Below are 20,972 nucleotides of genomic sequence, written 5' to 3' on the forward strand. Positions count from 1 at the left end.
AAGAGGTGGGTTACGCTGACGCTAACCCACCCTACGCGACCACACCTACTCCGTCCTGCGCAAGAACGCCCCGAACGCGCGCGGGCCGTCGCCGGTCCTGATCTTGCCGATCACCTTCAGCTCGGCCGCATCGATGATGCTTAAGGTGTTGCTCTCCCAGCAGGCGACGATGACGCGCTTGCCGTCGGCGGTTGCCGCGATGCCTTCGGGATAATCGCCGACATTGATGCGCTTGAACGGCTTGAGGCTCGCCAGATCGAACACGCTGACGGTGCCGCCATATTGGTCGCTGACGAAACCGCGCCCTGGCGTCAGCGCCACCGCATACGGGCGCATGCCGGCCGGCACGCGGCCGATCTCTCGAGCCTCTGCGATATCGATCACGGAGACATCGTCGGAGCCGACATTTGCCGTGTAAGCGCGCTTGCCCTCGGCATCGATGGTGACGCCGAACGGGCGGGTGCCGACCTTGATCACCGCCTTACGCTGGCGCGTCGCCGTGTCCACCACGGAGACGCTGTCGTCGTCGCGGTCGGCCGAGAGCAGCAGCTTTCCGTCGGGCGTCACCGCAAGGCCCGACGGCGAGGCGCCGACCGCGATGCTGGCGACAACGCTGCGCGAGGCCGTATCAATCACCCGCACCGCGGCGGCGTACCAATCGGCGACATAGACCGTCTTGCCGTCGGGCGCGACCGCAATGCCGAGCGGCCCGCCGCCGACCTCGACGCGGCCGGCGACCTGCCGCGTCGCCGCGTCGACCACCGTGACCGCCTTGGCATCCGGGCTCGTGACATAGGCAAAGCGCCCGTCCGCGCTGACGGCGATACCTGCCGGCTTGCCGCCGATCGGGATGGTCGCGACGCTGCGCGCGCCAGCGAGGTCCACGACCATCAGATCGTCGCTGAGCTGGTTGGTGACGAACGCCTCCTCGGCGGCTGCGCCGCCGAACCCGGCATGACAAAGGCTGGCGGCGAGCGCCGCCAGAACCAGCGCCCTCACGATCAGCTGCCGCTCTCGATCTTCTTCTTGAGCGCCTCGAGCCCGGCCTTGTACAGCCCGCTCACGGCCTTGATCGCGGCCTCGTCGCTCAACTCCGGCGGCGGGTCGTTGTTGGGATAGCCGCGATAGAACGCGGCGGCCCATTCCAGCTTCGCCTTGCCGTCCGGCGCGGGCGAGACCGTCAGGGTCGAGGAATAATTGGTCACCGGCAGCACCTTCACGTCCACCCTGGTGATCCGATAGGAATAGCTCTGCATGTCGGGCTCGTATTTGTAGAGCTCCTCCTCGACCGTGGCGCCGCCCGTCAAGGTGAGTTTCCGCGTCGCGCCGATCTCGTTGCCCTTCTCGCCTTCGGTCTTGGTGACCGGCTGAAGCCAGCTCATGTCCTGGAAATTGCCGATCATCGCCCACACCTTGGCCGGGGCCGCGTTGATCTCGATGGATTCCCGCACCTTCTGCCGCGTCGGCCCGTGGGCCCGGGCCGGCTCGAAAGCGGTGATCAGAGCCATCCCCGCTACCCCCAGCGCCGCCACCCCGGCGAGCGCCGCTCCGCTTCTCATCCTCATGTCGTTTCCTCGTTTCTCAACCTGCGCGACTTGGAACGCGCGCTGAATTCATCGTAACGCATTTTTGGACCGTGGGGAGACCTGTTCGTGGCGCGGCTGTGGCATGCGCAACGCACACCATTGATTGGGTGGCCGGAGGGGCAAAACACCAGACCGGGGTCAACATGGCCATGCGGAAATAATTCGCTTTACTCGAATTCGGAATTGTCGCATGTTGGCCCCACCTCAACCCGGGCCGAGGGGCGCATCGCGATCGTCACGAACGCGGGATGGGAGGCGGTGGACGCAGGCAGCGTCGCGCGCAGGTGGTTTGCAGGGCGGGTCACTCCGTGAGCAGGCGATGCGCGCACACGACGGGCGCAGTCTGCGTACGGCAAAATCGTGTGGTCCTGGCGCCCGGGGTCTGTGCGCCAAGGTTTGCGGTGACGTTGCGGCCCGACCGGGCTCGCACCGTCAGTCATCCGCAAGGCGACGGGGGCAATAGTGCATCGCTCCCCGGGGAGAGCACGACATAAGCCGTCAACCCACTGCGCAGGGAAGGCCGGATGTTTGGCTTCACCTGTATGCCGCTGTGCAGCTTTTTCAAGCACACGCTTCGCACAGTGGACCGCGGGTGCCAGCCGGCACCCGGCCTTCCCTGCGCCCTCGGTCTCTTGAGGGTGGTGAATGAACAAAGCTCGGGCGGAATCTGCCGCGAGGATGCGAGCCTGTGTCCGGTATAAAGACGATTTTGAGTTCGATGCAGGCCCCTCCTCTCCGTCATTGCGAGCGTAGCGAAGCAATCCAGACTCATTACGCGGAAAGACTCTGGATTGCTTCGTCGCAAGAGCTCCTCGCAATGACGATGGAGAGAGCGCAGGCCCCTTCACCACTCCCCCAGCGTCGCCGCCTCCACGAACCCGCGCGGATCATCGCAGAACTCGCGCATGAGCCGGTAGTGATCGGTCTGCTCCACCGTAACAGGCTCCAGCCCGTACTTCCCGAGCCGCAGCAGCTGCGCGTTGGGATAGGCCATCAGCATCGGCGAATGGGTCGCCATGATGACTTGGCATATGCTGGACTCGTCCATGCGTCGCAGCAACTTGAGGAATTCGATCTGGCGCGCCGGCGACAGCGCCGATTCCGGCTCGTCGAATATGAAGATGCCCTGGCGCTGGCACCGCTCCTCGAAGAAGCGCAGGAAGCCCTCACCATGGGAGTGGGACAGGAAGTCCGGGCCGACCTGACCGGCGTCGCGGGCGGCCTTGTCGAGATACCGCGCAACCGAGAAAAAGCTTTCGGCGCGGAAGAACCAGCCATTGGTGATCTTCGGCAGCCAGCTCGCGCGCAACGCGCTGGAAAGCTGTCCGCCCATCTTCTCCCGCGCTTCGGTGTGGTCGACAGGCATGTACCCCTTCCCACCACCGGCGTCGTCATAGCCGGCGAGCGCCGCGATCCCCTCGAGAATCGTCGATTTGCCGGTGCCATTCTCTCCCACGATGATCGTGATGGGCGCGTCGAAATTGAGCTCGAAATCATCCGGAAAGATCGGCAGGCAAAACGGATAGACCTCTCGATCGTGGACGCGCGAGAAGTCGAGCCAAACCCGCTTCAGATATGGCGCCGGCAGGTTGACCGTTCGACTGCCCCTTCGGCTCATGCCCAGCTGCCCCCATTCCGATCCATTCACGCAATCGGAACATACCAGGAACACAACCCTCGCGAAAGCTGCATTTGAGACACGTCCAGACACAAATAGAAATACAAGCGCCGTGCGAAACTACGATAAGGCCTACCACTTAAAGCTGTGTCACGGAATCCGCTCGGGACCACAGCTTGAGACAGTCTGCTGACCATGAGGCCAGCGCCCACCTCGCTACCCAGCAATGATTGACGGAGGTCCGGGACCGCCAAGCCGTGAGGAATGCGCGATGGTATCAACGTATTTCAGCTACAATTACATTTCGCGCCATCTCAAGCAGTCCCTGACGCGGGTCGAACAGCAGCCCGACGTCTCGCGAGAGGCCGCCTATTACAAAGCCAACATCGGCAAGGTGAAGACGGTCGACGATCTCATGAAGGATTATCGCCTGTACCACTTTGCCATGAAGGCATACGGCCTGGAAGACATGGCCTATGCCAAGGCGTTCATGAGAAAGGTCCTGGAGAGCGACCTCTCCGACGCCAACAGCTTCGTCAACAAGCTGGTCGACAAGCGCTACCGGGAGTTTGCCGCGGCATTCTCGTTCAACGGCAGCGCAACGCCTGTTGCGCAATCGGCGGACCAGACCGACGAGATGATCGGCCTGTACACGGCGACCAAGAAGAGCCAGGTCGACGCACTTGCCGACGACACCAATTACTACAGCGCCCAGATCGGCAACATCACCAGTGCTGACCAGCTCCTGAACAACGATCGTCTCCGCAACTACGTCTATTCGGCATTCGGGATCGATCAGAGCAAATGGCCGCGCGACACCATAAGCCAGGTCCTGCGCAGCGATCCATCCGATCCAAACAGCTACGTCAACACCACCTTCGCGTCCCAGTTGACCGGCCTGAACGCCCAGCTCGCTCAAGCCAAATCGGATGTGAGCGCCACCAATACAAAGATCGCCGACTACACGGCCCAACTGTCGCAACCAGGCGCTGACGTGACCCAGTTGAAGGTCCAGATCCTGGTCGAAAAATATCACCTGGACTCATACACAAAGAGCATTTCCAGTCTCAATGACCAGATCGCGACGATCGGCGATTTCGTCGACCTGGCCGGCGCATTCGAGTTTGCGCCTGATGGGTCACTTCCGGCGGGCGTGCCCGCGCAAACTGCTGCAAACGTCACGCTCACCGCAAAGCGGTTCGACGACAGCAAGTCCGCCGTCTATGCGGCGGCGAGCCCGCTGAACGAAGCCTTTGCAATCAGGCAGTTCAGAACGGCTGTCCTCACCGTCGATTCGCTCGAGGCGTTCATATCGAAGCCGGACGTGTACAATTTCGCGCTGGGTGCCGTTGGCCTCGATCCCAAGGACGTCTCGCAGGCCACCATCAAGGCCGTTCTCGAAAGCGATCTCAGCAACCCCAAGAGCTTCGTCTATACCCTCAAGGACGATCGCTACGTTCAGCTCGCGCGTGCCTTCAACTTCGACGCAAAGGGCAATCTGACCACACCGCTGGTAGCCCAGGACCCGAGCGAGGTCCTGCAGATTGCGAAGGACTATGTCACCGCAATGATCAAGCAGGCAAGCCCTCAGGAGCAAGCTGCGGTTCGGGCACAAGCCGCGAAAGACGCGACATCCTATCGGGAAGCCGTCGCAGACATCGACAGCGTTTCCGACCTGCTTGCGAACCGGAAGATGGTCGATTTCATTCTCGTCGCCAAGGGTTTGGACCCCAAGAAGGTCAGCACCGACTATCTGAAGAAGATCTTCGCGTCAGATCTGAACGATCCCAAGAGCTTCGCGAACACGGAGAGCGATCCGCGCTTTGCTGAAATCGCGGCCTCGTTCAATTTCGACAGCAAGGGCAACGTCGCGCGCTTGTCGCTGATGGGTCCTCAGAAGCAAGATCAATTCCGCGAAACCCAGGCCAGCTATATCAGGCAAAGCCTGGAGCAGCAGCAAGGCGACACGAACCCCGGCGTCCGCCTTGCCCTCTATTTCCAGCGCAAGGCGGGGGAAATCACGTCCGCATACGACATCCTTGCCGACAAGGCGCTGTCGGAGGTGTTCAGGACCACGTTCAACCTGCCTGATTCGATGGCTGCGATGCCGATCGATCAGCAAGCCAAGTTCGTGGACCGCTTCATGAAGATCAAGGATCTGTCCGATCCCGCGAAGGTTGAAAAGCTGCTGGGCCGTTTCTCCGCCATGTATGACGTCAAGAACAGCCAGAGCACCGGTCAGGCTCAATCCCCCTTGCTCGACCTCTTCCAGGGATCGAGCTCAGGGATAAGCCAATCGACGTTCCTGGCCATTGCCAAGCTGCGCGCTCATTGAGCGCTCGCCGCGACTAGCCCAGCACCTCCAGCACCAGCTCCATCGTCATCAGCACGGGATTGTCGCCACGGATCAGACGGCCCTCCGCAACGCCGCCAGTGTAGTCGATCAGCGCGACATCGAGCGCAACTTCCAGCGCGCCGGACGTGCTGGGCGCGATTGTCCCTGCTGTGATCGCCAGCTCCGTCGCAAACGGCTCGGTCACGCCGCCATGGGTGAAGCGCGCGCCGATGGTCGAGCCGACGCCGCCATGAATCTTCGCGCGGGCAATGCCGTGCGCGCGGCAGAATTCTTCGAGGCAGCCCGCAAAATCCTGGTTCGGGCGCAGGCGGAGCGCGAAGGCGCGGCTCGTCGTCTGCGCGCCGGTGCGCGCGGCCGCGACCGGTCCGAACAGCTTGAAATTGGTCTCGGGATCGGGCTCGGCAGTGAATATCGCACCGTCGAGACCGAAGGCCTCGACCTCGAACGGCTCGGCAACGACGGTCTCGTCCGGCAGCATGTGGCCCCCGCTCGTCTTGCCGTCGGCCTCGGTCCACAGGCCGTGGCAATGAAAGAACGGCGCACCGTCGCGCGTGCCGAGCGTCATGCTGCCGAGCCTTGGGCGCGTCACGCCGTCGGGCCGGAACGTGTCGCTGTAGAACGCCGCGTTTTCGCCGGTCTTCGACAGCGCCGGCATGACATAGGCGAACGGCCCCAACGCGCCGCGGCGAAAGTTCAGCACGCCGCCGGCAAAGCCCTCCGCGGCAAAGCCGCGCCGCGCGGCCTCCAGCAGCGGCAGACCGGCCTCAAGCGTGAAGGCAAAGGCGCGCCCCCTCGCCTCCACCCATTGGATGCGTTCCGGAGGTGGCGGGCCCGGCTGCTTGATGCTCCGCATCTGGTGCGCTCAGCCCGTCTTCTTGTCGAGGTCGAGCAGCCCGCGCGCCTCGAGCTCGTCGCGCACCATGCGCTTCGGCACCTTGCCGTAGCCGGATTTCGGCAGCGCATCCCAGAAGAAGAAGCGCTTCGGCATCTTGTAGCGCGGCACCTTCGGCGACAGGAACGCCGCCATCTCCGCTTCGCTCACCGCCTTCGCGCCTTCACGAACGACGCAGACAGCGACACCGACCTCGCCCCAGGTCGCGTCGGGCACGCCGAGCACGGCCACTTCGCCCACCGCGGGATGGGTCAAGATCTTCTCCTCGATCTCGCGCGGATAGATATTGGAGCCGCCGGAGATGTACATGTCGGAGGCACGTCCCGTGATGTACACAAAGCCCTCCTCGTCCATGTGGCCGAGGTCGCCGGTGCGGAACCAGCCGTTGCGGAACGCCTTCGCATTGGCTTCGGGGTTGTCGTAATAGCCGGCGAACACCGCAGGCCCGATCACGCAGATCTCGCCGCTCTGGTTGGCCTTGAGCTCGCGGCCCTCGTCGTCCTGAATCGAGACCTGCATGCCGGTGCGCTCGAAGCCGCAGGTGCCGATCTTGGCGTGCGGGCCGTCCTCCGGATCGTGCAACGCCGCCGGCAGCACGGTGATGTTGCCGGTGACTTCGCCAAGGCCGAAATACTGCACGATCACCTTGCCGAGCTTCTTCAGCGCCGCCTTCTGGTCCTCGCGATACATCGGCGCGCCCGCATAGATGACGTAGCGCAGCGAGGAATGGTCGTATTTGTCGGCGGCGGGATGCTCGACCATCATCTTCAGGATGGTGGGCACGGTGAAGAGATTGCTGACACGATGCGCCTCGATCAGGCGGAACGCCTCGTTGATGTCGAATTTTTCGGTCGGCAGCAGCACGGTTCGCGCGCCGCGCGCGGTCTGCATCAATTGGTGCACGCCGGCGCCGTGCGACAACGGTGCCACCACCAGCGAGGCATCCTGCTCGGTCGTGCCGGGCGTCAGATCGGCGAGGTGATTGGTGACGACGAAGCCCATCTGGCCGTGGGTCAGCACCGCCGCCTTGGAGCGTCCGGTGGTGCCGGAGGTGAAGAAGAACCAGCAGGGATCGTCGTGCTCGACCGCGACATTCGCGACGTTCGCGCCGGCCTGCGAGGCGATGGCATCGGCGACCGAGCGCTCGCCGAACGCGGCCTTGCCGTCGATGCTCCAGGTGAATTCGATTGCGCCGCCCTTCACGGCCGCGGCGTGCTCGGGGAAATCGACGTGACACAGAAACGCCTTTGCGCCGGAGGCTTGCGCAAGATAACTGACCTCATCCGGCATCAGGCGGAAATTGGTGGGCACCCAGACCGCACCGAGCCGGAACGCGGCGAACATCGAAAAGAACATCTCGTCGCCATTCTTGGAATGGACGAGGATGCGGTCCCCCTTGGCAATGCCTCGCGCGGCGAGCGCCGTGGCCAGGGCCGAGACCTGCGCATCGATCTCGCGCCAGGTCCAGGATTTTTCACCCCAGACGAAACCAGGACGCGCACCATGCCGCCGCGCATTCTGAGTCAGCATATAGGCGAGATTCATGACGCGGCGGGACATGCGCAGGGGCTGCATCGGGCTTCCTCTTCGGCGACGGGCGGCACGCGAGCCGTCCGTTCATTGCAGCCCATTTATCGCCAACGCCGGCGGCCCTGCAAGGCCGGCTGCCGCGGACCTGCCCTACGGCTGCTTGAATGCAAATGGCGTCGCCGTGATGGTCCTGGTCTTCCAGCAGGCCTGCGCACCAAAGCCGCCGCAGAAGCTGCCATGCAGATCGAAGCGGATGGTGCGCGCGGCGCCGCGCTTTACCGGTGGGGCCATGACCTTGTAGCGGAGGACGTAGCCGTCGAACACCTCGCGCACGCTGCCGTCCGGCAGCGTCACCAGGATCTTCATGACGCAGCCGCCGGTTCCGCAATAGGTCGTCTCGCGATCGCCGCATTTAGTGTCCTGGAAATCGACGATGTAGTCCTCGCGACCATCGCCGGTCAGGTCGATCTTGCGCACGGTGTTGGGCGCGAAGGTCACCGCGCCACACTCCTGGCTCTCGCATTCCTCATTGGCGTAGCGCAGCGCCTTCTGCACACCTGGCGGATAGTCGGCCGGATTGAACGGCTTTGCGTCGTCGGCGCGCGCAGCCGAGGCGAACAGAGCGAGCATGAGGATGAGATAGCGCATGCGCGTTTGTCGCCAGCGCAGCAATTATCGTTCAGGGAATTTTAAACATGATCGGCGCAACGTTCATCGATTGTCGCGTACAGAGTGCCCCATCATGGTCAAAGCGCCCGCCCTCCTCCTGTTGTCGCTGGCGCTCGCCGGATGTGCCGCTTCTCCGCAAGCGCATCTAGCGTCCGATCCCGCCTTCAAGCCTGCGCGCTATGCCTGGGATGGCGCCGGCAAGGATCCCAATCGGCCGCGCGCCGCCTCACAGCCAACCCGGACTGCCGCCCGCTCCGAGCGCAACAGGGCGCAAGCCGAGGCGCAGGACGGCATCGATGCCGAACAGGACGCCAGGGTCAACCGATCCCTGGTCATCTGCCAGGGCTGCCTTCGCCCGCCGCCACAGGCCGAAGAGTCCAGGCTGGCCAAAGCGACCGATTGAACCGAACGGCTTCGGATCGGAAACCGCCGGCCGGACCGCGCGTTACGATCCCGTGCGCGGGGGCCGGCAGCTGCAAGGCAACGATATGAGCGACGTCATCAACAACAAGGACCATCACCGCTATGAGCTCGAGGTGGAGGGTCACCTTGCGACCGAGCACTACAAGCTCGACGGCGATGTCATCACCTTCGAGCATACCGACGTGCCGAAGGAGCTTGGCGGCAAGGGCATCGGCTCGAAGCTGGTGCAAGGCGCGCTCGACCAGGTCCGGGCGAACGGATTGAAGCTGATCCCGCAATGCCCGTTCGTGAAGGCATGGATCGACAAGCACCCGGACTATGCGGATCTCGTGACACGGTGAGTGCACAGGCCCGCCGCCAGTGGCCGGCAGGCCTGTCGTTGACTTACGGCCCTATTGTCCGTGCTTGAGCAAGTCCTGGTCGTTCATATCCCAGTCCTGCCACAGCTGGAGAACGCCGAGCAGCACCACCACCGCACCAAGGCTCGTGTGATAGATGCGGAGGAAGCCCTCGCCTGAATAGCCGAGCGCGTAGGGCGAGGCGATGAGCCACAGTCCGACCAGGATCGTCGTCACCTCTTGCCAGCGCTGCAAAGCGACGTATTCGAGCTGGCTGATGCCAAACACGACCAGGCCGATCGCAACCGTGTTCAGGATCGCCGTCTGGTGACCGGCGATCGCCTGATCCTGGATCGGAAACCACGGCGAGGCCACGATCACCGCACCCAGCAGCATCCCGCACCAGTCTTCCCACGTTCGATGAGTATTAAAGAAACCAGAGTCCGACATCGTACCCTCCCTGCAAAAGAGGCATACGTCTGCGGCTGGCGATCATGACACTCCGAATGTCTAGCGACCCTGCCGGCCGCATTCGGGCGTATGTCCTTTCCAGGACGTGGAAACCGAAGTGCGGCTTGCAAGAGCGGCATCAGGGATTTTTTTTGCGGGTCGCGGGACCCGTGCTCGCGGCGCGCCAGGTCCATACTGCAATGCGGTGACGGCGGCGCGCATTTGCAGATATCTCCTCTGCGCCGATCTCCCTTGGTCTCATCTTGGCAAGGGCCGTGTCAGGCTCCTAGATCAGGAAGCAATCTGCAGCTTGGAAGGATCCCGCATGGCGGCTTCGGTACGCGACAACAAGGACAGGAGGCGCTTCGAGCTCGATGTCGGCAACGACATGGCCTTCGCCAATTACCGGCTGACGCCATCGGCCGTGATCATCACCCACACCGAAACGCCGCGCGCGCTGCGCGGGCGCGGCATCGGCTCCGAGCTGGTCAAGGGCGCGCTCGAGCTGATCCGGCGCGACGGCAAGAAGGTGATCGCCGGCTGCGGCTTCGTCGTCGACTATCTCGACCGGCATCCGGAGGATGCGGACCTCGTCGCCTGAACGCAAAAGGGCCCGCGCGATCGCGGGCCCTTTCGGCACGACCGACGCCGGGTCAGTGCTTGATCTCAGGCGGCAGCTTGCCGCCATTGGCGGCAAGCTTGGACATCACCTGCTTGTGCAGCCAGACGTTCATGCTGGCGGAGTCGTTCATGTCCCCGCTATAGCCGAGCTCCTTGGCGAGGTCCTTGCGCGCGGCCAGGCTGGAATCGATGTCGAGTGCCTTCATGAGGTCGACGATCGAGGTACGCCATTCCAGCTTCTCGCCCTTGTGCGCGGCGACGGCCTTGTCGACGATGGCAGCGACGTCGACGGCCGCCATGGGCGCTGATGCCGGCGCCGATGCGCCCGGCGCGGTCCCAGCGGGGGCACTGCCCGGCGCTGCGCCACCGGCCGGCGCGGCGGAAGCCGGCTGGCTGCCGAAGATCGCGCTCATGATTTTCCCGAAAATGCTCATGTCTGCTTCCCCGAAAAGGATCCATTGGAAGGGCCTTGAGTGGCCCCTTATAGACGAAGTCACTGCGTTGCGCCCGCGGAGTTCTGCGAACCAACAGGCAGCATGAGCTTATCTGCGGCGAAATGACGACCGAATGACATCATCGAGGTTGCACTGCGGCATCGAATTTCACCCAGGCGTGAGGGACAGGACTCGGAATTGGGAGTAGCCTTTACGTTCAACTCGCGATCCCGTCCGGAATTCGCGTCTGGTTGGAATCGCGAAACTCAGAGAAGAGCGGCCGCTTGCGCCGTTTGCCGGCGCCGAGTGCGGCTGCCCGGCAAGGGAGCTAGCGACCATGGCGACACTCTACCAGGGCAATGTACCCACGATGGCCCAGCCCGCGGATGCGGCTGGACCTGTGATCCGAACCATCCAACTGTCTGATCTGCACGAGGCGCTCCGGCGCGGCTGGGAGGATTTCAAGGCGGTTCCGAGCCACGCCATCATCCTTTGCGTCATCTATCCCGTGCTGGGCCTCGTGCTCGCCCGCGTGGTGATGGGCTATTCCGTATTGCCGCTGCTGTTTCCGCTGGCCGCGGGCTTCGCCCTGATCGGCCCGTTCGCAGCCCTCGGCCTCTACGAACTCTCCAGCCGACGTGAACGCTACGAGGAAGCCAGCGCCTGGGATGCCATGGAGGTGCTGCGCTCGCCTTCGTTCGGTGCGATGCTCGGTCTCGGCACGTTGCTGCTCGCCCTGTTCGTCACCTGGGTGGCAACCGCACAAGCGATTTACGTCGCGGCGTTCGGCTACGAGGGCGTCACCGGATTCTCGGATTTCATCAGGCGCGTGCTGACGACGCAGCAAGGCTGGTGGCTGATCGTGGTGGGCTGCGGCACCGGCTTCCTATTCGCGCTCGCCGCACTCTGTCTCAGTGCCGTGTCGTTCCCCTTGATGCTGGACCGCCATGCCGGTGCGTTCGAGGCGATGAGCACTTCGCTGCGCGTGGTCGCGAGAAACCCGGTGCCGATGGCGGCCTGGGGCCTGATCGTGGCGGTGCTGCTCGCGCTCGGCACGATCCCGGCCTTCCTCGGCCTTGCCGTTGTGGTCCCCCTGCTTGGGCACGCCACGTGGCACCTCTATCGCAAGGTGATCGTGTCGGATCCGGGCGCACGCCCTGTGCCGCCTCCGCCGCATCGGCCGCGCAAGCCGGCCGCCGACTTCCCGGCAAACCTCTTCCCGTGGCGGAATCGGACGGACGCCTGACAATCTCGTGACGTGCGGCCCTGCCCCGTTTCGGACAGGGCCGCACGCCTTGCTTTGGCCGCGGTTACAGCCGAGATTATGCTGCCGGTCAGATCAATTCACGGAAATCCATTTCATCTGATGACTCCGACGATTTCTCGTCTTGCTCTCGCAGCCTTCATCGTCTCCGCGTCCCTTCTCTCAGTCCAGCCAGCGCCCGCCGCGGTTGCCTGCGGCTCGGGCAATTTCGACGCCTGGCTGGCTGATTTCAAAACCGACGCTGCGGCGAAAGGCATCTCGCAGCAGGCCATCACCGCCGGGCTTGCCGGCGTCACGCTCGATCCGAGCGTGCTCAACCGCGACCGCTCGCAAAAGGTCTTCACCCAAACCTTCGAGGAGTTCTCCGGCCGCATGGTGCCGCCGCGCTTGGAGCGCGGCGCCAACAGGATGAAGCAATACGGCTCGGTGCTGTCACGCATCGAGCAGGCCTATGGCGTGCCCGGCGAGGTCCTGGTCGCGATCTGGGGTCTGGAGACCGATTTCGGCGTCAACACGGGCAAGTTCGCAACGATCCGCTCGCTTGCAACGCTCGCTTACGATTGCCGTCGCTCCGAGCAGTTTCGCGCCGAGCTGCTGGATGCGCTGCGCATCGTCCAGCGCGGCGATCTTGCGCCTGCCGACATGAAAGGCGCCTGGGCCGGCGAGCTCGGCCAGACCCAGTTCATGCCGTCATCCTGGATGAAATATGCCGTCGACTTCGACGGCAACGGCAAGCGCGATCTGCTGCATAACGCGCCCGACGTACTCGCCTCCACCGCCAATTATCTGGCCGGCTATGGCTGGCAGAAGGGCAAGGATTGGCAGCCGGGCAGTCCGAACTTTGAGGTGCTCAAGCAGTGGAACAAGAGCGAGGTCTACTCCAAGACCGTCGCCTATTTTGCCGCCCAGCTTGCACGCGCTCCCTGAAATAACACGCGACAAAATGCATGGGCCGATCGCGAGCGACCGGCCCTCGCTTGGGTGCGTTTACTTGCCCATGGTGGCGAGCATTGCCTTGTTCAGATGCGCGCCGCACGCACCCATCTTGCCGTTGAGCAGGGAGTCCTGAGCCGCAGCGATCTCCTTCTGCGCGACAAACTTGCTGTCACCGTCGGCCATGTTTTCGATCGCCGTCTCCGTTTTCTCCAGATTGGCCCCGCTGCAGCCGCCCATGGCGTGCTTGGCGGCCTGGGCCGGCGCGACGGCGAGTGCAACAGCGGCGACTGCGATAACCCCGAGTAACTTCGTCATGATGTTACTTTCCTTCTCTTGTTCTTGGGCCAGAACCGGCGACATTGCCGGAATCTGCGACATGACTTTCCTCCGGTTGCGGCAACTTGCCGCAATAAATTCCCCGCGAGAATTGCGTGATGCTGCGCGCCGCGCAGAGCCGCATGCGAAATTTCTGATTTTCATTACAACTTCGTAATGGAGGCCCTAACGCATCGCGTGTGTACACGGCACCAACAGCGCAACAGAGAGCCTCAGGATCAATGGCGATCCAATTCCTCGATACATGAATATAGATTCACTTTTTCTTCGAGCAGATCATGCGATTCGCGCATGCGAGACTTGGGTCCAGACGCTATCCCATCCTGTTGCGGATCACGGGAACGCGACATACTTCGACCCCCGTCGGCACCGCAAATCCAAACATAAGCCCGTGATTTCACGGACGTTTGCTGTGAAAAGCGATTACTCCCGCCCAGCTGTTGGGCGGGAGTGCCAAGAGGTTAATCGCTTCTTACCGCTGCTATGCGCCCTTCGCTTAGCTGCATCGCAACATCGGAACTTTCGCACTGCACCACTCTCACCTATATTCATTTCAACGATGAGGCTCGAAGCAAGAGCTGAATCGAACTACAGGAGACTACCAATGCTGCTCTCGCTCATCCGCATGATCCAGGCCTTCCGGGACTATCAGCGCAATGTTGCCGAGCTGTCCCAGCTCAGCGACCGCGAACTGGCCGACATCGGCCTCGATCGCTCGGACATCCCGCGCGTTGCCGCCGGTCAGTACCAGGGCTGATATCGTTCAGCCCTTTTACCGGAACGGACCGATAGCGCCCGCCTCGTGCGGGCGTTGTCGTTTCTGATGGCAGAAAACTCGATCTCGGCGATTCCACTCTCCGCCGAAAAGCGCTACCTGTCCGCCCCATGACAGGACCCCAATCCAACATCGTGCACGTGATCGGTGCCGGCCTCGCCGGTTCCGAAGCCGCCTGGCAGGTTGCGAAGTCCGGCGTGCCCGTGGTGCTGCACGAGATGCGGCCGACCCGCATGACCGAGGCGCACCGCACCGACGGGCTCGCCGAGCTCGTCTGCTCCAACTCGTTTCGCTCGGATGACGCCGCCAACAACGCCGTCGGCTTGCTGCATGCGGAAATGCGGCGGCTCGACTCGCTGATCATGCGCGCCGCCGATGCCAACCAGGTGCCCGCCGGCGGCGCACTCGCAGTCGATCGCGACGGCTTCTCCGCTGCCGTCACCAAGGCGCTCAACGACCATCCCCTGATCGAGATCGCCCGTGGCGAGGTTTCAGGCCTGCCGCCGGCCGAGTGGAGCAATGTCATCGTTGCCACCGGCCCCCTCACCTCCGCGCCACTGGCTGACGCCATCCGCGAGCTCACGGATGAGAGCGCGCTAGCCTTCTTCGACGCGATCGCGCCGATCGTGCACCGCGAATCCATCGACATGTCGGTGGCCTGGTTCCAGTCGCGCTACGACAAGGTCGGCCCCGGCGGCAACGGCGCCGACTACATCAACTGCCCGATGACCAAGGAGCAGTATGACGGCTTCGTCGCCGCGCTCATCGCCGGCGAGAAGACCGAGTTCAAGGAGTGGGAGACCAACACGCCCTATTTCGACGGCTGCCTGCCGATCGAGGTGATGGCGGAGCGCGGCCCCGAGACGCTGCGCCACGGTCCGATGAAGCCGGTCGGCCTCACCAATCCGCACGATCCCACGACCAAGGCCTACGCAATCGTGCAGCTGCGTCAGGACAACAAGCTCGGCACGCTCTACAACATCGTCGGGTTCCAGACGAAGCTGAAATACGGCGAGCAACAACGCATCTTCCGCACCATTCCGGGGCTGGAGAACGCCGAATTCGCCCGCCTCGGCGGCCTGCATCGCAACACCTTCCTGAACTCGCCAAAGCTGCTCGACGGCCAGTTGCGCCTGCGTGCGCAGCCGCGGCTGCGTTTCGCCGGCCAGATGACCGGCTGCGAGGGCTATGTGGAATCCGCCAGCGTCGGCTTGATCGCTGGTCTCTACGCAGCCGCGGACGCACGTGGCGAGGCGCTTGTCAGCCCACCGGGCACGACCGCGCTCGGGTCACTGCTCGGCCACATCACTGGCGGCCATATCGAGACCATCGAGCCGGGCACGCGCTCGTTCCAGCCGATGAACATCAATTTCGGCCTGTTCCCGCCGCTCGCGACCGTGCCGACCAAGAAGCCCGACGGCACACGGCTGCGCGGCAACGAGAAGACGGTGGCCAAGAAGCAGGCGCTGAGCGCACGGGCGCTCGCCGATCTCGATCGCTGGATCGCCGATCACCTGCGCATTGCCGCCGCCGCGTGAGTTTGCGATGAGCCTGCCCAAAGACGACGCAGAGCTGTCGGCGCGCTGGACCGAAGGCGTGCTGCTCAAGCGCGACGTGTTCTCGACCGTCGAGCGCGGCCGCTTCCGCAGCGAGAGCGGCGAGATCGATGCGGTATTGCGCCGGCTGGACGAGGTGCCCTGGTGGTCGTTCCTGCTGGCACGCCACCTGTTCGCCCGCGAGAAGCATGCCCTGGTGCGCGCCAAAGGCCTCGACGTCGGTCCCGAACTGCTATGGGCAGGGCGCCGCGCTCTGGTGCGCGGCTTCGTCGACGGCGTCGCGCTGCATCTGGCAAAGCCCCATGGCGATCTCGCCTATTTCCGCTCGGCCAAGGCCGCACTGCGCCGGCTGCGCCGCGCCGGCATCTGCCACAACGATCTCGCCAAGGAGCAGAACTGGCTGGTCGGCCGCGACGGCCGCGCCTATGTGACCGACTTCCAGCTCGCCGCGTGCTTCAAGCGCCGCGGCCGGCTCTATCGCATCCTCGCCTATGAAGATCTCCGGCATCTGCTCAAGCACAAGCGCTCCTACGCGCCGGAGGCGCTGACGCCGCGCGAGCGAAAGATCCTGGCGAGGAAGTCGTTCGCCGCGAGCCTGTGGCTCGCCACCGGCAAGAAGGTCTATCGCGCCATCACCCGCGGCCTGTTCAATTTCACCGACCGCGAGGGCGGCGGCCGCCGGCTCGTCAACGACGCGCCGGTGCTGGCCGAGCTGATCCGCCGCAATCCCGCCGTGCGCGACGCCGCCATCGTCGCCTTTGCCGACCGCCGCTCCGGCGTCGGGCTTTATGCCTTCGTCGAAGCCGATCAGGCCGCGCTCGAAGGCCAGCTCCGCAGCGAGCTTGCCGCCGCCAAGGGGCCGAAGCCGCCCGAGCACATCCAGGTCGTGCACGCCCTGCCACGCAACAGCAGCGGCAAGCCGCGCACCGAGGTCTTGCAGCTGGTCGCCATGAACCAGCTCGACCTGATCGAGCCGATGATGAAGAACGAGCAGGACCGCGCCTTCCTCAAGGACATCCTGGAGCAGCGCAAGAACCTGCGCGACCGCTTCAATTTCGAAGCGAAGCTCCCAACGAGCTAGCGCGGGATCTGCGCCTTGAAGCCTCCACAATGGCGACCGAGAAGCGCTTGGATCACGCAGGGCTCGCAGAGATCATGGGCGGTCGGGGGACGATGATGCATGGTGTGGTTGGCGGGATCATCGCTGGCCTTGTGCTGCTGGCGGGCGCGCCCGCGCTGGCGGACTCTCCGGCCGAGCTGATCTCCAGCTTCCGTCTCAAGCATGGTGAGGCCCGCGTCGTCCGCGACGCCACCCTCGATCGCATCGCCATGGATCAGGCCCGCGCGATGGCAGCGAAGGACGACCTCAGCCACGACGCGCTCGGCCCGTTCAATCGCCGGGTCGCACCGGCCGGTGCGGGCCGCGCCGCCGAGAACATCGCCTACGGCTACGACAATTTCGAGAAGACGCTGGGCCAGTGGATCGACTCGTCCGGGCACCGCAAGAACCTGTTGCTGCACAATGCCTCCCGCGTCGGCATTGCCAGCGCCAAGAATGCGAGTGGCAAGCGCATCTATTGGGCCATGGTCATCGCCGGCGATTACGAGCCGAAGGGCAAAGGCAAGAAAAAGGACAAGGAGCCCGTCGTTGCCGTGAAGCGCGAAGTCGCTCCGGCCAGCAAGCCAAAGCCCAGCAATTGTCACGTCAAGCTGCTCGGCCTCTGCATCTGAGGCGCGCCAGCCCATCTTGCTCGCGCGCGGCAACGCGCCTAATTCATGGGATCGCAAGAAGCGGAGGGCGTGAGTGATCGACCTCGACCGAATACGTGCCGATACCCCAGCCACCAGCCGGCTCGCCTATCTCCACAACGCCGGCGCGGCGCTCATGCCGACCCCCGTTGTCGCCGCAATGAAGCAGCATATCGACCTCGAAAGCCAGATCGGAGGCTATGCCGCCGCTGACCGCGAAGCCCCGCGGTTAGATGCGGTCTACGGCTCGGTCGCGCGCCTGCTGAATGCCGCGCCCGACGAGATCGCGCTCGTGGAGAATGCGACGGTTGCGTGGCAGATGGCGTTCTATTCGCTTCCGTTTCGGAAGGGCGACCGGATCCTGACCGCCGAAGCGGAATACGCGGCGAATTATGTCGCCTTCCTTCAGGTCGCCAAGCGAACCGGCGCGGTCATCGACGTGGTGCCGAGCGATGCCAGCGGTGAGCTCGACCTCCACGCGCTCGAACGGATGATCGAAAAGCGGGTGAAACTGATCGCCATCACCTGGGTTCCGACCAATGGCGGGCTGGTCAATCCGGCAGAGGCAATCGGCAGGATCGCGCGGGCGCATGGCATTCCCTATCTGCTCGACGCCTGCCAGGCGGTCGGGCAGATGACAGTTGATGTCGAAGCCATCGGCTGCGACATGTTGTCGGCCACGGGCCGCAAATTCCTGCGCGGCCCCCGCGGCACTGGCTTTCTCTACATCCGCCGCGCGCTGCTGCAGCAGCTCGAGCCGCCGATGATCGACCATTTTGCAGCGCCCTGGGTCTCGCGCGATGAATATCGGCTCCGCGACGATGCCCGCCGTTTCGAGACATGGGAGAATAATTACGCGGCCCGGCTTGGGCTGGGCGCGGCTGTCGATTATGCCCTCGAGATCGGCATCGATCGGATCGAGCAGCGCTGCCGCCCGCTCGCCGGCCGCCTGCGAAGCGGCCTCGCCGCCCTTCCTGGCATCACCATTCGCGACCTCGGGCGTGCGCCGGGTGCGATCGTCAGCTTCACGATGGACGGGCACGAGGCGGACGACATTGTCGCCAGCGCCGCTGCAGCCGGCATCACGATCGGTGCTTCGGACCCGTCGAGCACGCGCATCGATGCCGAACTTCGCTCGCTGCCGCATCTCGTGCGGGCATCACCGCATTATTACAACACGGAAGCCGAGGTCGATCGGCTGCTCGCGCATCTGGCGGACCTGACGTCACGATAGCAAAAGAGCCGGCGCGACCGGGCCGACCGTGAGGTCGGTCCACCATCGCGCGACCTATCAAGCTCTTGTCGTCAATGCCGAGAGTTGGTCGGTATCGAAGCGGGCGCGTAAGGCGCTGATGGCTTTCGCATCCGGCGGCCCACTCGCCGTCAGCTTGGCCAGCTCCTCGAAATAATGCTCGTGTCCCGGTGGGGAGACGGTCATGAGCACGCGCGCGGGCTTCTCGCTCACATTGGTGATGTTGTGAGCTACGCCCGGAGGAATGAAGAGAAAGGTCCCGGGGGTTGCGCGGACGACCTCATCCCCAACGTGCCATTCACACTCGCCTTCGAGCATGTAGAACGTCTCTTCCTGAACACGATGCACGTGCCGGCCCGTGGCGAATCCTGCCGGAATTGTCCAGTCGAACATGCTCGTGTGCCTGGTGTCCTCGCCGGTCACCAGGAAGCCCATCGGTTGGCCGCGCAGCACGACCCCTTCGGTCTCGCCGGGCCTGCGGATCACGTGTTTCGCGGTCATGTAACCCTCCATCGCTTGTTGCAGCGCTCCTCACGGCTGGAGCGATAGTGATCCAGGCGAGCCCGAAAGTGGTGAAGCCGTTCGGAAAACGTTGCAAAAAACCTGCGAAATGTGCCCTTCTTCGGCATGGCCGCGATCCTTGAATTTGGTCCCTTTCGGCTCGATGTCGAGGCGGGGATCCTGTTCCACGGTGCCGAGCCGACCGGACTCGGCCGGCGCGCCGTGCTGCTCCTCGCCCTCCTCGTCCGGAAAGCTGGAGCGCCGGTTTCGAAAGATGCCTTGATCGAGGCGGCCTGGCCCGCCCAGGCCGTTGAGGACAGCAATCTGACCGTCCAGATCGCGGCGGTGCGGCGCACGCTGGCAGACATTTCCGGCGAGACGCATTGGATCGAAACGCTGCCGCGCCGCGGCTATCGCTATGTCGGCCCCACCGTGACGCCGTCCGATCCGGATCACGCTCAGGCGACGCCGCAAGCGCCGCCGCTGGCATTGCCCGACAGGCCGTCGATCGCAGTGTTGCCTTTCACGAACTTGAGCGGTGATGCGGACGAGGACTATTTTGCCGATGGGATGGTCGATGACATCATCACCGGGCTCTCACGCATCAACTGGCTGTTCGTGATCGCGCGGAATTCCACGTTCGCCTACAAGGGCCGCGCGGTGGACGTGAAGCAGGTCGGCCGCGAGCTTGGTGTACGCTACGTCCTTGAAGGCAGCGTCCGCAGAACAGGCACGCTGGTCCGCATCACCGGCCAGTTGATCGATGCGGCGAGCGGAATGCACGTATGGGCCGAGCGATTTGACCGCCGGTCCGAAGACGTCTTCGCGCTCCAAGATGACATCGCTTTGTCGACCGTCGGTGCCATCGCACCCAGCCTGCGGCGTGCCGAGATCAACAGGGTCAAGCGAAAGCGGCCGGACAGCCTGGATGCCTATGATCTCGTCCTGCGCGCCCAGCCGGACGTCGATTCCGGCATGCCCGCCCAGGTGACCCAGGCGCTCGTGCTGCTCGAACGTGCGATCGCGCTCGAACCTGCGTATGCGCTCGCGCATGGCAATGCGGCGATGTGCCATCATTGCTTGTTTCTCCGGGCCGGCTTGCAGGAAGCCAATCGCGAGGCTTCGATCCACCACGCGCGCTCGGCCATCGCCCAGGGCCAGGATGACGCGCTTGCGCTCACGCTCGCGGGTTTTTCGATCGGCATGGACGGGCACGATCGCGCCGCGGCCTTCACCGCGTTCGAGGCCGCGCTCGCCATCAGCCCATCATCGGCGCTGACCTACATTCTCGGCAGTGTCGTGCTCGGCTGGGGCGGAGATTCCGACCGCGCCATCGAGTGGAGCGAGCAAGGCCTGCGGCTCAGCCCGTTCGATTCCTGGGCTTTCGCGGCATTCGACGCCCAGGCGCTTGGGCACTTCCATCGCGGCCGATATGAGGAGGCGTGCCGCGCCGCTTACCGCTCGGTTCAGGCCAACCCTCGCCACAGCATCACCTACGTGCAATTGGCCGCAGCGCTGGCAAAGCTGGGACGATTGCAGGAGGCGAAAGCCGCGGCTGCGCGGGTGCTGGAGCTACACCCGACCTTCCGCTATGGCCGTCAATTTCAGGGCGTCAACTGCGCGCCGGCGCTGGCCTCTTCGCTGGGCGACGCCCTCCGCGCTGCAGGCCTTCCCGAGTAGCGCTCG

General features: G+C 64.0%; 22 protein-coding genes. 12 read left to right on the top strand and 10 right to left on the bottom strand.

Features of this window, described 5'->3' with window-relative positions; genetic code table 11:
- Positions 1–45: 45 nt before the first annotated feature.
- The 3 genes from N2602_RS20600 to N2602_RS20610 all read right to left on the bottom strand — a co-directional run bounded on the left by N2602_RS20600 (position 46) and on the right by N2602_RS20610 (position 3,204).
- The gene (locus N2602_RS20600; protein ID WP_260379244.1) at positions 46–999 is read right to left on the bottom strand and encodes a cytochrome D1 domain-containing protein; all 954 of its coding nucleotides are present in this window, start codon (positions 997–999) and stop codon (positions 46–48) included.
- 2 nt (positions 1,000–1,001) lie between these two features.
- Positions 1,002–1,565: an SRPBCC family protein gene (locus tag N2602_RS20605; RefSeq protein ID WP_212257156.1), complete on the bottom strand. Its 564-nt coding sequence runs from the start codon at positions 1,563–1,565 to the stop codon at positions 1,002–1,004.
- Between the two features lie 865 nt (positions 1,566–2,430).
- Positions 2,431–3,204: an AAA family ATPase gene (locus N2602_RS20610; RefSeq protein WP_260379245.1), complete on the bottom strand. Its 774-nt coding sequence runs from the start codon at positions 3,202–3,204 to the stop codon at positions 2,431–2,433.
- A 271-nt stretch (positions 3,205–3,475) separates the two neighbouring features.
- On the opposite strand from N2602_RS20610, the gene N2602_RS20615 reads away from it, so the two are divergent.
- Positions 3,476–5,539, top strand: a complete 2,064-nt coding sequence (locus N2602_RS20615) for a DUF1217 domain-containing protein (RefSeq protein ID WP_260379246.1) — start codon at positions 3,476–3,478, stop codon at positions 5,537–5,539.
- A gap of 13 nt (positions 5,540–5,552) precedes the next feature.
- On the opposite strand, the gene N2602_RS20620 is transcribed toward N2602_RS20615, so the two are convergent.
- From N2602_RS20620 to N2602_RS20630, 3 genes are all read right to left on the bottom strand, one after another.
- Positions 5,553–6,413: a DNA-binding protein gene (locus tag N2602_RS20620; RefSeq protein WP_260379247.1), complete on the bottom strand. Its 861-nt coding sequence runs from the start codon at positions 6,411–6,413 to the stop codon at positions 5,553–5,555.
- Between the two features lie 9 nt (positions 6,414–6,422).
- Positions 6,423–8,027, bottom strand: coding sequence for an acyl-CoA synthetase (locus tag N2602_RS20625; RefSeq protein ID WP_260379248.1), 1,605 nt, complete (start codon positions 8,025–8,027; stop codon positions 6,423–6,425).
- Between the two features lie 105 nt (positions 8,028–8,132).
- The gene (locus N2602_RS20630) at positions 8,133–8,630 is read right to left on the bottom strand and encodes a hypothetical protein (RefSeq protein ID WP_260379249.1); all 498 of its coding nucleotides are present in this window, start codon (positions 8,628–8,630) and stop codon (positions 8,133–8,135) included.
- A 94-nt stretch (positions 8,631–8,724) separates the two neighbouring features.
- Between N2602_RS20630 and N2602_RS20635 the strand changes: the two genes are divergently transcribed.
- Both N2602_RS20635 and N2602_RS20640 read left to right on the top strand, forming a co-directional pair.
- The gene (locus N2602_RS20635) at positions 8,725–9,054 is read left to right on the top strand and encodes a hypothetical protein (RefSeq protein WP_260379250.1); all 330 of its coding nucleotides are present in this window, start codon (positions 8,725–8,727) and stop codon (positions 9,052–9,054) included.
- A gap of 85 nt (positions 9,055–9,139) precedes the next feature.
- On the top strand, positions 9,140–9,415 hold the full coding sequence (locus tag N2602_RS20640) for a GNAT family N-acetyltransferase (protein ID WP_260379251.1): 276 nt from the start codon (positions 9,140–9,142) through the stop codon (positions 9,413–9,415).
- 51 nt (positions 9,416–9,466) lie between these two features.
- On the opposite strand, the gene N2602_RS20645 is transcribed toward N2602_RS20640, so the two are convergent.
- The gene (locus N2602_RS20645) at positions 9,467–9,862 is read right to left on the bottom strand and encodes an SPW repeat protein (protein ID WP_172783692.1); all 396 of its coding nucleotides are present in this window, start codon (positions 9,860–9,862) and stop codon (positions 9,467–9,469) included.
- A gap of 325 nt (positions 9,863–10,187) precedes the next feature.
- Here N2602_RS20645 and N2602_RS20650 point away from each other — a divergent pair, with 325 nt between their 5' ends.
- Entirely contained in the window at positions 10,188–10,463 is a 276-nt protein-coding gene (locus N2602_RS20650; RefSeq protein ID WP_172783691.1) for a GNAT family N-acetyltransferase, read from the top strand.
- 52 nt (positions 10,464–10,515) lie between these two features.
- On the opposite strand, the gene N2602_RS20655 is transcribed toward N2602_RS20650, so the two are convergent.
- Positions 10,516–10,917: a DUF3597 domain-containing protein gene (locus N2602_RS20655; RefSeq protein ID WP_211401963.1), complete on the bottom strand. Its 402-nt coding sequence runs from the start codon at positions 10,915–10,917 to the stop codon at positions 10,516–10,518.
- A gap of 337 nt (positions 10,918–11,254) precedes the next feature.
- Here N2602_RS20655 and N2602_RS20660 point away from each other — a divergent pair, with 337 nt between their 5' ends.
- Both N2602_RS20660 and N2602_RS20665 read left to right on the top strand, forming a co-directional pair.
- Positions 11,255–12,163 carry a DUF2189 domain-containing protein gene (locus N2602_RS20660; protein WP_260379252.1) on the top strand — a complete coding sequence of 303 codons (909 nt, stop codon included), beginning with the start codon at positions 11,255–11,257 and terminating at the stop codon, positions 12,161–12,163.
- A 120-nt stretch (positions 12,164–12,283) separates the two neighbouring features.
- Positions 12,284–13,108 (top strand): lytic transglycosylase domain-containing protein, encoded by an 825-nt coding sequence (locus N2602_RS20665; protein WP_260379253.1) that lies wholly within the window; start codon positions 12,284–12,286, stop codon positions 13,106–13,108.
- A gap of 60 nt (positions 13,109–13,168) precedes the next feature.
- Here the strand turns inward: N2602_RS20665 and N2602_RS20670 are convergent, their stop codons facing one another.
- Positions 13,169–13,495 carry a hypothetical protein gene (locus tag N2602_RS20670; protein ID WP_172783687.1) on the bottom strand — a complete coding sequence of 109 codons (327 nt, stop codon included), beginning with the start codon at positions 13,493–13,495 and terminating at the stop codon, positions 13,169–13,171.
- A gap of 562 nt (positions 13,496–14,057) precedes the next feature.
- Between N2602_RS20670 and N2602_RS20675 the strand changes: the two genes are divergently transcribed.
- The 5 genes from N2602_RS20675 (at position 14,058) to N2602_RS20695 (ending at position 18,767) form a co-directional block, all read left to right on the top strand.
- Positions 14,058–14,210, top strand: a complete 153-nt coding sequence (locus tag N2602_RS20675; RefSeq protein WP_007590701.1) for a DUF1127 domain-containing protein — start codon at positions 14,058–14,060, stop codon at positions 14,208–14,210.
- Positions 14,211–14,338: 128 nt separating this feature from the next.
- Complete coding sequence (gene trmFO, locus N2602_RS20680) at positions 14,339–15,766, top strand: methylenetetrahydrofolate--tRNA-(uracil(54)-C(5))-methyltransferase (FADH(2)-oxidizing) TrmFO (RefSeq protein ID WP_260379254.1); 1,428 nt, start codon at positions 14,339–14,341, stop codon at positions 15,764–15,766.
- A 7-nt stretch (positions 15,767–15,773) separates the two neighbouring features.
- The gene (locus N2602_RS20685) at positions 15,774–16,865 is read left to right on the top strand and encodes an AMP-binding enzyme (RefSeq protein WP_260379255.1); all 1,092 of its coding nucleotides are present in this window, start codon (positions 15,774–15,776) and stop codon (positions 16,863–16,865) included.
- A 95-nt stretch (positions 16,866–16,960) separates the two neighbouring features.
- The gene (locus tag N2602_RS20690; RefSeq protein ID WP_260383692.1) at positions 16,961–17,515 is read left to right on the top strand and encodes a CAP domain-containing protein; all 555 of its coding nucleotides are present in this window, start codon (positions 16,961–16,963) and stop codon (positions 17,513–17,515) included.
- Positions 17,516–17,588: 73 nt separating this feature from the next.
- Positions 17,589–18,767 (top strand): aminotransferase class V-fold PLP-dependent enzyme, encoded by a 1,179-nt coding sequence (locus tag N2602_RS20695; protein WP_260379256.1) that lies wholly within the window; start codon positions 17,589–17,591, stop codon positions 18,765–18,767.
- Between the two features lie 57 nt (positions 18,768–18,824).
- Here N2602_RS20695 and N2602_RS20700 read toward each other — a convergent pair whose 3' ends face one another.
- Positions 18,825–19,286: a cupin domain-containing protein gene (locus N2602_RS20700; RefSeq protein ID WP_260379257.1), complete on the bottom strand. Its 462-nt coding sequence runs from the start codon at positions 19,284–19,286 to the stop codon at positions 18,825–18,827.
- 126 nt (positions 19,287–19,412) lie between these two features.
- Here N2602_RS20700 and N2602_RS20705 point away from each other — a divergent pair, with 126 nt between their 5' ends.
- Positions 19,413–20,966, top strand: a complete 1,554-nt coding sequence (locus N2602_RS20705) for a winged helix-turn-helix domain-containing protein (RefSeq protein WP_260379258.1) — start codon at positions 19,413–19,415, stop codon at positions 20,964–20,966.
- Positions 20,967–20,972: the final 6 nt, after the last annotated feature.

The organism is Bradyrhizobium sp. NC92 (genome assembly GCF_025200865.1).
In the GTDB taxonomy this organism is placed as follows: Bacteria; Pseudomonadota; Alphaproteobacteria; order Rhizobiales; family Xanthobacteraceae; genus Bradyrhizobium.